This window comes from Alteromonas sp. (assembly GCF_984505615.1).
The window spans coordinates 378783-391666 of sequence record NZ_CFHOXV010000001.1; the positions used below are offsets into that span (position 1 = coordinate 378783).

Below are 12884 nucleotides of genomic sequence, written 5' to 3' on the forward strand. Positions count from 1 at the left end.
TATGGGTATGTTTGACTGGATCAACAGCGAAGCCTCGCGTGATCAGAAAATTCAGATGCTGCGTAAATCGCAGGCTGTCGATGCTTCTACCTGCTGCATCATGATGGCTGACGCAGACAGAAATATTGTCTACGCCAACAAAGCTGTCGTTAAGTTGTTAAAGGATAACGAAGCAGAATTGCAGAAAGTGTTGCCGCATTTTTCAGCAGACAATCTGATTGGCGAGAACATCGATCAGTTCCATAAGAATCCCGCTCATCAAAAAGGCATGCTGGCAGAGCTAAAGCGTCCGATGTCTTCGAATATCATTGTGGGCAAAGTTAATTTTAAACTCACCCTCACCCCGCTGAAGGACGAAGAAGGCCACTCAGTGGGCACCATGGTGGAATGGGTGGATCAAACAGAACTTCTGCTGAAAAGCGGTATGCTGGAGGCCCTGCACAGGGTTCAGGCTCTGGCCGAATACACAGCAGAGGGTGAACTCATCGACGTGAATGATAATTTTCTGAAGCTCACCGGCTATAGCCGTGCGGAAGCTCTGGGAAAACATCAAAGCGCTTTCGTGAAACAGGAACTGGTTCACAATCAGGCATATAAAGACTTCTGGGATAAATTACGGCGCGGTGAAATTGACTCCGGGGAATATCAACGCTTTGGCAAAGATGACAAAGAATTTTGGGTGCAGGCTTCGTATAACCCGATTTTCGACACTGCCGGCAAGGTCACCAAGGTGGTCGAGTTTGCCATCGATATAACCAGAGAAAAACTGAAAAATGCCGATTATTCAGGCCAGATTGAAGCAATTGGTAAAGCTCAGGCTGTTATTGAATTTGATACTTCCGGCAACATTCAGTGGGCCAATGACAATTTCTTAAGTGCCACCGGCTACAACCTGGATGAAATAAAGGGCCAGCACCACAGCATGTTTGTTGAGCCGTCTGAAAAAATCAGTGCTGCTTACAGCAATTTCTGGAATGAATTACGGGGCGGCAACTTTAAGTCAGGGGAATATAAACGGGTTGCCAAAGGCGGCAACGAGATCTGGATTCAGGCATCTTACAACCCGATTATCGATATGAACGGCAAGGTTTTCAAAGTCGTTAAATACGCCACGTTGATCACTGAACAAAAACTGAAAAATGCTTACTTTGAAGGGCAAATTAACGCCATCGGTAAATCTCAGGCGGTCATTGAGTTCAATGTGGACGGTATTATCCAGTGGGCGAATGATAACTTCCTGAACACAGTGGGTTACACCCTTGATGAAATAAAAGACAAGCATCACAGAATGTTTGTAGATAAAGAAACCCGGGGCTCAGAGGAATATTCTCAGTTCTGGGCTGACCTGAAGAAAGGCAAATTCTTCTCCGGTGAGTTTAAGCGAATTAATAAAGCCGGTGAGGAAATCTGGATTCAGGCCTCCTACAACCCTATTCTGGATATGGACGGCAATGTTTTCAAAGTAGTGAAATACGCGACCAACATTACCGAAGAAAAGTTACGTACCGCTTATTTCGAAGGTCAGATTTCAGCTATTGGCAAATCCCAGGCTGTGATTGAGTTCGATATGGACGGCATGGTTATCAACGCCAATGAGAATTTCCTCAATACGCTTGGCTATACTCTTGACGAAATTAAAGGCAAACATCACAGCATGTTTGTGGATCAGGAAACCCGCAACAGCAATGATTACCGTTCGTTCTGGGATCAATTGAATCACGGTGTCTACCAGTCCGGCGAGTACAAACGTTTTGGTAAAGGCAACAAGGAAATCTGGATTCAGGCCTCTTATAACCCCATTCTGAACCAGAATGGCAAACCTTTCCGCGTGGTGAAATACGCAACCGATGTCACCGCCCGTACCACTGCAGTTTACGATATTAAACAAGTTATGACCCAACTGGCGAAGGGCGACCTGACTTGCGAGATTGAACACGAGTTTGAAGGCGAGTTCAAAGTGCTGGGCGAGTCTATCAACCAGTTTATCCGTGATATGCGGGTCACCATTTCACGCATCAACCACGCTGTTGAAACGATCAGCAGTGCGTCCAGTGAGATCGCCAGCGGAAATGCAGACTTATCCAGCAGGACAGAGCAGCAGGCGTCCAGTCTGGAAGAAACAGCGTCCTCGATGGAAGAGCTGACCGGTACTGTGCGTCTGAATGCTGAGAATGCAGAGCAGGCCAACAGCCTGGCATCACAGGCATCATCTATCGCTGTAAACGGCGGCAATATGATTCAGCGTGTGGTTGAAACCATGGGCAGCATCAACGAATCAGCCCAGAAAATTTCAGACATTATCGGCGTAATAGACGGCATCGCCTTCCAGACCAATATTCTGGCACTGAATGCCGCCGTAGAAGCCGCCCGTGCAGGTGAACAGGGACGCGGATTTGCGGTAGTCGCCTCTGAAGTAAGAACGCTGGCACAACGTTCTGCAGAAGCGGCAAAGGACATCAAAGAGCTGATTTCAGACTCTGTGGATAAGATTGGCAGCGGTAACACGCTGGTGAAACAGAGCGGCGACACTATGGGCGAAGTGGTTACCTCGATTAAGCGGGTTAACGACATCATGTCAGAAATTGCTGCGGCGTCTTCTGAACAGTCCAACGGCATAAACGAAATCAGTAAGGCCGTTACGCAAATGGATGAGATGACGCAGCAGAACGCGGCGCTGGTCGAAGAAGCCGCAGCAGCAGCAGAAAGTATGCGTCAGCAGGCAGCACAACTGTCAGAGCGTGTGGCTACATTTAAATTAAGTGATAAAGACCGCTCAGCAGACCCTATGGAAGAGTTACCCGCCATTAGTGCCAGACCGAAGGCTCAGTCCCGCAAGCCGGCAGCTGCAATCGGATCCAACGGGAAAAGCAGCAAGCCTGCAGTAAAGGCAGCGGCTCCTGAAGATACGGAAGAATGGGAAAGTTTTTAAAGGAGATGGGCCGGTATGAGCCAGAGTGCCCGGCAAGAATTTGCGTTTAATAAAGAGGACTTTGAGAGAGTCAGACGAACCTTATATCAAAAGGCAGGAATCAATCTTACAGATACAAAAGATTCACTGGTATACAGCAGACTCGCCCGCAGACTGCGGGCGTTGTCGCTGAACAGCTTCGATGACTACCTCACATACCTGAAACGTACGCCTGAAGAAGACGAGAACTTCATCAATGCCCTGACGACAAACCTGACTTCATTTTTCCGTGAGGCCCACCACTTTGATGCGCTGGCAAATTACCTGCGGACGCATCCGGGCCAGCGGACAATCTGGTGTTCAGCCAGCAGTACCGGCGAAGAGCCCTACTCCATTGCAATGACAGTGGCAGAGGTGTTCGACAGTTTTGATAATCCGGTATCAATCATTGCGTCAGACATTGACAGCCAGGTACTGGCGAAAGCCAGCGCAGGCATATACAACAGCGAGGCAACAACCAAACTGACACCGCACCAATGCAAGAAGTTTTTGCACAAAGGTAAAGGCAGCCAGAAAGGTAAAGTGCGGGTAGTACCGGAACTGCGAAAAAATGTCAGTTTCAGACGCATCAATCTGATGGATGTAACGTGGCCAATACGGGGACCCATTGATGTCATATTCTGCCGTAACGTGATGATTTATTTTGATAAGCCCACCCAGTTAAATATTTTGAAACGGATGGTGGCACTGTTACCGGATGACGGTTTATACATCGCCGGACATTCAGAGAACTTCAATAAGGATTCACAGATCGTTACGCCAGTAGGGAAAACCATTTACAAACCGGCCCGTGAAGGCAGACGCTATGGCTGAAACCTTCATGGACGGCGTGGGGCACGAAGCCAACACATATTATGATCCCCGCTTTGTCCGGCAGGCTGTAAAAATTCTGCCCGGAGAGTATTTTTCTACCGGCAATGACACATTAATGGTCACGGTTCTTGGTTCCTGTGTGTCTGCTTGTCTGATGGATTTGCACAATGGCGTGTGCGGTATGAATCACTTTTTGCTGCCCTCAGACAGAGGCTCTGAAGGTGAATTTTGTGAAGCCTCCCGATATGGCATGTATGCCATGGAGTTGTTGATTAATCAGATGATGAATTTAGGTGCCGATAAGCGGCATCTGCAAGCCAAAGTATTTGGCGGCGGAAATGTGGTTGCGGGTATATCCGTCACCAATGTCGGCCAGATGAACTCAGAGTTTGTAACTGCTTACTTACGAAGAGAGCGTATTCCAATCGTTGCCAGCGATTTAATGGAAGACTACGCCCGCAAAATATATTTCTTCCCTGACTCAGGACAGGTACTCGTGAAACGGATACGGAAATTCAATAATTCAACGATCATGGACCGGGAAAGTGCTTACCGCATTAAGTTGAAACAAGGGCCTGAACAGAGTGAATTTGAACAGTTTGATTAGGTGAGCCATGACGATAAAAGTACTTGTTGTAGACGACTCCGCGTTAATCAGAAACCTGCTTGGCGAAATCGTAAAAAGCGAAAGCGATATGCAGCTGGTTGGTGCCGCACCCGATGCCTATGTTGCTAAAAAGATGGTGCAGGAACACAATCCGGACGTCATCACTCTGGATATTGAAATGCCCAAGGTCGACGGCCTGCGTTTCCTCGATGTACTGATGAAAGCACGTCCCACGCCGGTGGTAATGATATCCACCCTCACGGAAGCAGGCGCTGATGCCACCATCCGTTCACTGGAGCTTGGCGCTGTAGATTTTATTCCCAAACCCAAACTGGGAGTTGTGCAGGGAATAGAAGAATACCGCGAATTGATTTTATCAAAGATACGTATGGCAGCCCGCTCGCGGGTACGTCAGCAAAAGCCGGCTACAGTTAAAACAACGACAGCCCTCACCTATTCAAGTACTGAGAAAATCATCGCCATCGGTGCATCTACCGGAGGTACAGAAGCAATAAAAACCATAGTCAGTGCGTTACCGGCCAATGCTCCGGCAACAGTTATCACCCAGCATATGCCGCCGGGCTACACCAGCACCTTTGCAAAGCGGCTGGATGCCTGCAGCCAGTTAAAAATTGTGGAAGCCCGTGGTGATGAGCGCTTACTTCCCGGCCACGGCTATCTGGCTCCCGGCGACAAACATATGGAGATCATCCGCAGCGGTGCCGATTACCGCATCAGGTTAAATGACGGGCCCCGTGTCAGTGGCCACAAGCCCTCGGTGGATATGATGTTTACCTCGCTGGTTGAATCTGCCGGCAGTAACGTGGTGGCCAGTTTGCTGACAGGTATGGGTAAAGACGGCGCAGACGGGTTGCTGGCACTGAAAGAGAAAGGTGCTTTCACTATTTGTCAAAATGAAGATACCTGTGTGGTATACGGTATGCCTAAAGTTGCCGTCTCGCTGGGGGCGGCGGAAAAGATTTTGCCACTTGAGAATATCGCTCAGGCAATGGTTTCTCAACTGGAGAAAATGAAGGCAGGCAGCCGTTTGTAACATTCTTAAGTATGACGGCTTATATCAGATTATGGCGTTGCATCCGGTAGCTCAGGTGAGAAGTTAGCTACACTGGATTCGGGAAGGTTTTAGTGACATTTGTGCAGAAAATTTCACCTAAAGAATAACACACAAATGTCACAAAAGACCTATACTCAAAATGACGTGATATTAGCAAATAGTCGAAATTGAAAGATTTTTTTTCAGGTGGACTTGCAGGAATGAAAATATCGCAAATACTCATGATAGGTTCGAAATTGTCTGGAGGTAAGAATGACAGTTCCGCTACTTGTGGCCGATGACTCGCGTCTGTCACGAAGAAGTGTACTAAAAGCGCTTCCGCCTGAAATCGAGTTTACTGTCACAGAAGCTGCGAATGGCAGGGAAGCAATTGATCTGCTCGAAAAGAACGGGTTCAGATTACTATTACTCGACCTGACTATGCCCGAGGTGGACGGTGTTGGTGTGCTTGAATACCTCGCGGACAAAGAAGAAAGACCAGATGTGATTGTGATCAGTGCTGACTTCCAGCCTGAAAAACAACGCATTGTTATGGATCTGGGGGCGCACAAATTCATCAGAAAGCCTCTGGATAAAGAAGAATTAGCCATGACATTGTTTGAGCTGGGGTATCTATGAGCAGTGTTATTTCCCTCACAGAAGATCAACGTGACGCCCTTCAGGAGCTAATGAATATCTCTATGGGGCAAGCTGCTAATTCGCTGGCGCACCTGATAGAAACTAAAATAGGTATCTCCATACCTAAAATATCAGCCGTTACGCCAGCTGAATTATTTACACTTATTAATCGCAGTGAAAATGCGTTTTACACCAGACAATCTTTCCTTGGAGATATCCAGGGTGAAGTGATGGCGGTAGTATCAGAGCAGGGTTTAACCGAAGTGGCCAGCCTGCTCGAATACGAGGCTCCGCTCAGCCAGAGTGATATTGAAGAAACCATACTGGAGCTGTCAAATATTCTGGCCGGCGCTTGTCTGGCAGGGCTATCGAACCAGCTTGAACTGGCAACCAACCTGAATATGCCAACGCTGTTTTCTCCGAATAAGGCATCATTCACCGAACTTAACTGGCAGCATAGCCTGGTAATGGAAGTGCAGTTCGATATTGAGCTCTCTTCATTTTCCATGCGGGTAGTCTTTTGTCTCGACCGTGCATCACTGGTACGGCTAACCGAAACTATTGATGAATTGCTGGGTTAATGTTCGAGCAACTTTTTGGCAAATTACCGGTTGGGATCTGCATTGTAAATGAAGATTACCAGGTCATTTTCCTCAACGACTTTTTTATCGACCGCATGGAAACCGGACTCCGTGCTGACTACATGGAAAAGCCGGTAGCAGAGCTCTTTCCTGAACAGGACAAGTTTCTGCGCCGCAGAATTAAATCTGTCTTCGTTCTTCAACATCCCAGTTTCAGCTACTGGGAACAACGCCCGCATATTTTTCCGTTTAAAAGTAGCCGGCCTATCACCGGTGAAGAGACACAGATGTACCAGAATATGGAAATCGTGCCCTTGTCTTCTCCGGAGCATGGCAAGCTGGCGTGTATTTTCCTTCAGGATGTTACCGCCCAGGCAAGTTACTTCATTGCCCAACAGGAATTATCCAAAGCACTGAAACGTGAGCATGAAGAACAACTTAAACTCATCAAGAAACTCGACTCAGCGCAAAGCCAGCTTATCCAGGCAGAAAAAATGGCTTCTACCGGACAACTGGCCGCCGGCATTGCCCACGAAATCAATAATCCCATCGGTTTTGTCTCAGCCAATCTGGACACTTTAAAGCAATACGGTGAACACCTGATAACCTTGTGCGACACGCTGGCAGACAATATTGAAAATACAGATGAAAAAACACGCACGCTAATCACCGGCCTTCTGGAAGAACATCATTACGATTTATTAAAAGACGATATGACTCCGCTGATTGATGAGTCAAGAGACGGCCTTATCCGTGTGCGGGATATTGTCGAGAATCTTAAGCGGTTTGCGCTGGAAGATTCAGCCGGATGGCAACTGATGGATCTGGATGAAGCGGTAAAGCAGATGGCTGAACTGGTATCAGTCCAATACAAAAAGCCCACGTTTAAAGTCACCTGTGAGCCCGCCGGCCTTAAAATCTATTGTGAGCCGGGCAGCCTTAAACAGGCTTTGATGAATATGGTGATCAATGCGGCCCAGTCAATCAATCATAAAGGGTTTGTAAAAGTAGATGTGCATGGTGATGACACGACGGTCCGCATCAAGATTATCGACAGTGGTGAAGGCATTGAAGAAAAACACGTTAAGAAGATATTTGATCCGTTCTTCACAACCAAACCGGAAGGCCTGGGTCAGGGGCTAGGTTTATCAGTGGCTTATACAGCCATAGAACAACATGAAGGCAAAATTTCAGTCAGTAGTAAGGTGGGTAAAGGTACCGTATTTGAAGTCACTTTACCGGTACTGACGCCGGACGACGAAGCACATTAATCTTCCCGGGCTGAACTGTTACAGGTTATGTTTGGCCTCCCGCACGCATCAGGCTATGATACACCGTCTTTTTCTTATGCTGACAGGAACAGTGATGTATCCGGCTTACCGGTTTAAAAGATACCTGGCAGGGCTGCTTGCTTTCAGTATTCTCAGTTTCAACGTATTCGCGGACTTGTGGACAGGTGATGCCGCTGTGCATCTTGCCGGTGTAAGAAACTCACCGCAGGACGTACTCGATGCTTTACCGGCTAACAATGATGAACTGTCTTCAGAACAGCGAGCCCTGCATTTTTACCTCATCAGCCGTGCAAATGGTGCACTTGCTTTGCATGAAAAAGCGGAAGAAGCCGCTTTAGCAGGTCTGGCACTGGCACCGCCTCCCCCTTTACATGACTATCTGACGCTGGCGCTGGCAGAGGCCAGAGACGGACTGGGTCTTGCTCAATCCATGATCTCTGCTGCAGCAGAATCGCTGGCCCGGGCCCGTGACGGGGATGACGAAGCTCTGTTGTTTTATGCAATCAGTGTAAACGGTTATATCAATGTAACTTTAAACCAGTACAGCGAGGCCCTTGCGTTATTTCAGGAAGGTTACCGCCGGCTTGAATCTCCGGGTGCTTTTTTCAGCCGGGCTGATTTTGCCAGCATGATTGCCCTTGTGTACGAATACCGGCAGGAACCTGAAATGGCATTGCGATTCTACCGCGAAGCTGAAACCTGGTACCGGCAAAATAATGTGCGCCTTGAACTGGCGAATACCCTGTTTGGATTAGGCAAAGCCACTATCCAAACCGGCGATGGTGATGAAGGCATGACCCTGCTTCTTGAATCTGCAGATATAGCCCTTAACATCCGCGACTTACAGGGAGCTGCATTCAGTTATGAAGCTATTGCATCTGAGCTGATTGACCGCGGGATGACCGCCGATGCATCGCCGTTTTTAGATGATGCTCTCAGCCTGTTTATGCAGGCTGGCAATCCGTTTATGCAAATTAAAGTCTTAATTGAAAAGGCACAAATTGCCGTTGATCAGGGTCAGCCGGAAGAGGCTTTACGCAGACTGGCCAGAGCTGAGGAAATGGCCACGGGTGAATCCTTTTTGTCACAACGAATTGCCATTGCAGATACAAAAGCCCGCGCTTTTGCCGCCAAGGGTGAGCACCAGTCTGCCTATCTGGTATTACTGCAAAACAGACAGAACCGCGCTTTGTTACAGAAAGAAATTAACTCCAGGAGAATTCTGGAATTACAGACCCGTTTCGATGTGGAAAAGCAGCGGGCGCAAAATGCTCTGCTGGAAGAGCAAAATTTACGTCAGCAAAATCAGCTAAAGAATGAACTGCGCCTTCAGCGCTATACAATTGCACTTATCGGATTGCTTATTGTGGTGTGTGGCCTGCTGAGCTGGTTATATTTTAATGGGAAACGTCATCAGAAGCGCCTTGAACAACTGGCAAACTATGACGGGCTGACTGGTTTAATGACCCGCCGGAAAACCATGGAAGATGCAGAGTTACAGTATCAGATGGCCCAAAGACATAAAACGCCTTTGACAGCTGCGGTTATTGACCTCGATCATTTCAAACAGATTAACGACAAGTATGGCCATCAAACCGGGGATGATGTGCTCAGAGCCTTTGGCAGGAAGGCGCAAAAGCATTTCAGAAAAACGGATATTCTGGGCCGTATCGGTGGAGAGGAATTTCTTTTCCTGTTTCCCCATACCGGAACCGACGACGCGCTGGACATGCTTGAGCGTTTTGCCGGCAGCGTCCGGAAAATTCCTGATGAACTGAAAATCAAATCCATGCAGGTCACGTTATCCGTCGGCCTTGTTGATGCCACTTCGTTTTCCAATATGACCAGAGTAGTTGCTGTCGCAGACGAAGCGTTGTACGAAGCAAAGGAAACTGGCAGAGATAAAATTGTGACCGGCCAGCCCTCTGCTACGGACGGACAATCTCAATAGTGACAGGCAAAGGCTTCATTTTATCCCGCCGGACCATTCGCAGGGATAGCCGCGAATGCGTTGAATTGTGGATTTCTACTGAGAATGGTCCGGTACGGCTTATCTCTGAGCCACAAACCAGCGTTTGCTTCATCAGAACATCTCATCTGGAACAGGTTCAAAATCTGATCCGGGCGAAAGGCCTGGATATCACCCCGGAAGACGTCAATTTCAAAACCCTGGAACAGGAAGAAGTCATACTACTGCGGTGTGCTGACGACTTCACAAGGCACAAATTACGTCGCGGGATGCAGAGCGCCGGGTTGCCATTGTACGAGGGAGATATTAAGTCTGAAGACCGCTTTCTGATGGAGCGTTTTGCTTACGGAGCTGTGAGTTATTACGGAACGCCGGTTAATAATGAGATTGTGAACGCCAAAGTTAAAGGGACACAGTTTCGTCCGCAACTGACCAGTGTTTCTGTTGATATTGAGTGTGATGAAAAGGAAAACCTGTATTCCATCGCTGTTGCTTCTGAGACCGTGAACCGTGTATGGCTGAATACTGCAGGAACCACGCCGGTCACTGACGAATTTGCGACCTTTGATGTCATTAATCTGCCCGGTGAAAAAGAAGTCCTTACCGCTTTCTGCAAGGCTGTCGCGGAGCTGGATCCTGATGTCATACTGGGCTGGAACATCAAACAGTTTGACCTCGCTGTGCTTAACAGAATGGCACGGCGACAAGGCATTCCGCTGACATTGGGCCGCCAGGGAGAAACCCTTACCGTACGGCAGTGGGAAGACGGCTCACAGGTAATAGCAGAGATCCCCGGCCGCTGTATCATTGATGGCATAGATGCGCTGAAAACCATGACCTGGCAGTTTGAAAGCTTCGCACTGGACTTTGTCGCAAATGCCTTACTGAATAAAAGAAAGCTGATTACCGGCGGGGATAAACTTGAAGAAATTAAAACCTTATACTGGGACAATCCTTCTCATTTGGTCGCCTACAATCATCAGGATTGTGTACTGGTAAACGACATCGCAGAACATACACGTTTCATTGATTTTCTCATATTACGCAGCACCCTTACCGGACTGGATATGACCCGTCCCGGCGGCTCAGTTGCAGCGTTTATAAACGTATATCTGCCAAAGCTGCACAGACAGGGATATGTATGTGGAATCCGCCCGGAGAATGGCGGTCTTGCAAGCCCGGGAGGCTACGTGATGACGTCCAGACCCGGGCTGTATAACAATGTACTGGTACTGGATTTTAAGAGTCTGTATCCCTCTATCATACGAACTTTTCTTATTGACCCCCTTGGTCTGGCTGAAGGGTTACTGCACCCTGAAAACGCCATAGAAGGTTACAGAGGAGCCATGTTCTCCCGCACCGAGCATTTCCTGCCCGATATCATTGCCGGACTTTGGCAACAACGTGATGAAGCTAAAAAGCAGCAGGATGCGCCCCGCTCTCAGGCGATAAAAATTCTGATGAATTCATTTTACGGTGTGCTCGGTAGTGGCGGTTGCCCTTTCTACGATCCCCGCCTTGCCAGCTCGATCACTATGCGGGGACACGACATCATGCAAACCACTGCCGGCTGGATACAAGAAGCCGGCTACGAAGTGATTTACGGCGATACGGACTCTACATTTGTATTCACAGGTGATGACTGCACACCCCGGCAAGCTGAATTAATTGGTACGCAATTACAGGACATGATCAACCGCCGCTGGCGTGAGACGTTAAAACAGGATTTTGATTTACACTGTCATCTTGAAATTGAATTTGAAACCCACTTCCGCCGCTTTTTTATGCCCACAATCCGTGGTTCAGAAGAAGGTAGCAAGAAGCGTTATGCCGGCGTGGTGGTAAAAGAGGGTAAGGAACAATTGATTTTCAAAGGGCTGGAAAATGTCAGATCAGACTGGACTGCGCTGGCACGTCAATTTCAGGAAAAGCTTTACGCCCTTGTCTTCGCAGAACAGTCTCCTGAGGATTACATCAGAACATTACTCAGTGATATCCGCGCCGGCAAACAGGATAACTTACTGGTGTACGCAAGGCGCCTCAGAAAGCCTCTGAATGCTTATACACGCACGCAACCGCCTCATGTTAAAGCTGCACGTCAGGCTGATGAGATGAATCTGGCAACAGGCAAACCTCTGCAATACCAGCACAAAACTACAGTGCGTTATGTTGTCACTATAGCAGGACCGCAGGCTGTCGGGTATGTCACTCAGCCACCTGACTATGAACACTATATTGAAAAGCAAATCAGACCTATTGCTGAAAGCATCCTGCCGGCAACAGGGATCAACTATGATGATATAGACAACCAGCAACTGGGTTTATTTTAACCCGTTAGCCGCCCCTTCCGGTAATTCAACGCAGAGCCATTTCACTGGCACACTTTATCCGATATAACGTTTACATCCCTTGCAGGACGGCCTTCAGGCGCTGGCAGGGAGCTTCGACTTAGTCACCGGATAGGAGGAACAGTGTTTAACTGGAAAGCCATACTGAAGCCCGCAAACAGGGCCTCAATTCTTAAGCATACCGGCCTGCTCGCTTATGCATTTATTGCCAGTATCTTATTCAAATCTCTGGGATTCATTCCGTCACACCAGGTGCCGGTAACCATGCTCATCGCATTTGTGTCTCTGGAATGGATGTTTTTCCAGCGCACTAAGTTCACTTCTCAGTAAGTCTTCTTTTTTATGATCCCTCCGGATACTCACAATCGGTGTCCGGTTTGGCTGTCCGTTTCTCTCTCTGCTCCCCTTTTCTATCAACTTTTCAATGATCATCCCTCTTCTGAAATCCTTCGGTAGACAGACAATTATATTTTAAATAACTGAGTGGCTGGCTCCGGCAAAAAGTGATTCAGCCTTAATGTTATGGCTTTTGACTAGCAGAGACTCTGACCAGAGAAAAGAAACGAAAAAAGCCCGCTCAGATGAGCGGGCTTCTTCGTAATTGGGAGCCTGA

General features: G+C 48.0%; 10 protein-coding genes. All 10 read left to right on the forward strand.

Going from position 1 to position 12884, the window contains the following annotated elements; translation table 11 throughout:
* The first annotated feature begins 1 nt into the window (after position 1).
* The 10 genes from AC4PME_RS01510 (at position 2) to AC4PME_RS01555 (ending at position 12601) form a co-directional block, all read left to right on the forward strand.
* Positions 2-2929, forward strand: a complete 2928-nt coding sequence (locus tag AC4PME_RS01510; protein WP_491046638.1) for a methyl-accepting chemotaxis protein — start codon at positions 2-4, stop codon at positions 2927-2929.
* Positions 2930-2944: 15 nt separating this feature from the next.
* A complete protein-coding gene (locus tag AC4PME_RS01515) occupies positions 2945-3781 on the forward strand; it encodes a CheR family methyltransferase (protein ID WP_474869016.1) in 837 nt (278 codons plus the stop codon).
* Complete coding sequence (gene cheD, locus AC4PME_RS01520; RefSeq protein ID WP_119502490.1) at positions 3774-4388, forward strand: chemoreceptor glutamine deamidase CheD; 615 nt, start codon at positions 3774-3776, stop codon at positions 4386-4388. The genes AC4PME_RS01515 and cheD overlap by 8 nt, the downstream gene beginning before the upstream one ends.
* A 7-nt stretch (positions 4389-4395) precedes the next feature.
* Positions 4396-5442, forward strand: coding sequence for a protein-glutamate methylesterase/protein-glutamine glutaminase (locus AC4PME_RS01525; protein WP_119502491.1), 1047 nt, complete (start codon positions 4396-4398; stop codon positions 5440-5442).
* A gap of 273 nt (positions 5443-5715) precedes the next feature.
* Positions 5716-6081, forward strand: a complete 366-nt coding sequence (locus tag AC4PME_RS01530) for a response regulator (protein WP_119502492.1) — start codon at positions 5716-5718, stop codon at positions 6079-6081.
* Entirely contained in the window at positions 6078-6662 is a 585-nt protein-coding gene (locus AC4PME_RS01535; RefSeq protein ID WP_119502493.1) for a chemotaxis protein CheC, read from the forward strand. The genes AC4PME_RS01530 and AC4PME_RS01535 overlap by 4 nt, the downstream gene beginning before the upstream one ends.
* Positions 6662-7933 carry an ATP-binding protein gene (locus AC4PME_RS01540; protein WP_491046637.1) on the forward strand — a complete coding sequence of 424 codons (1272 nt, stop codon included), beginning with the start codon at positions 6662-6664 and terminating at the stop codon, positions 7931-7933. Before AC4PME_RS01535 ends, AC4PME_RS01540 begins: the two co-directional genes overlap by 1 nt.
* Before the next feature lie 55 nt (positions 7934-7988).
* A complete protein-coding gene (locus tag AC4PME_RS01545; protein WP_491046636.1) occupies positions 7989-9905 on the forward strand; it encodes a tetratricopeptide repeat-containing diguanylate cyclase in 1917 nt (638 codons plus the stop codon).
* Complete coding sequence (locus tag AC4PME_RS01550; protein WP_491046635.1) at positions 9905-12253, forward strand: DNA polymerase II; 2349 nt, start codon at positions 9905-9907, stop codon at positions 12251-12253. Before AC4PME_RS01545 ends, AC4PME_RS01550 begins: the two co-directional genes overlap by 1 nt.
* Positions 12254-12394: 141 nt before the next feature.
* Complete coding sequence (locus AC4PME_RS01555) at positions 12395-12601, forward strand: hypothetical protein (RefSeq protein WP_474882274.1); 207 nt, start codon at positions 12395-12397, stop codon at positions 12599-12601.
* The last annotated feature ends 283 nt before the right edge of the window (positions 12602-12884 follow it).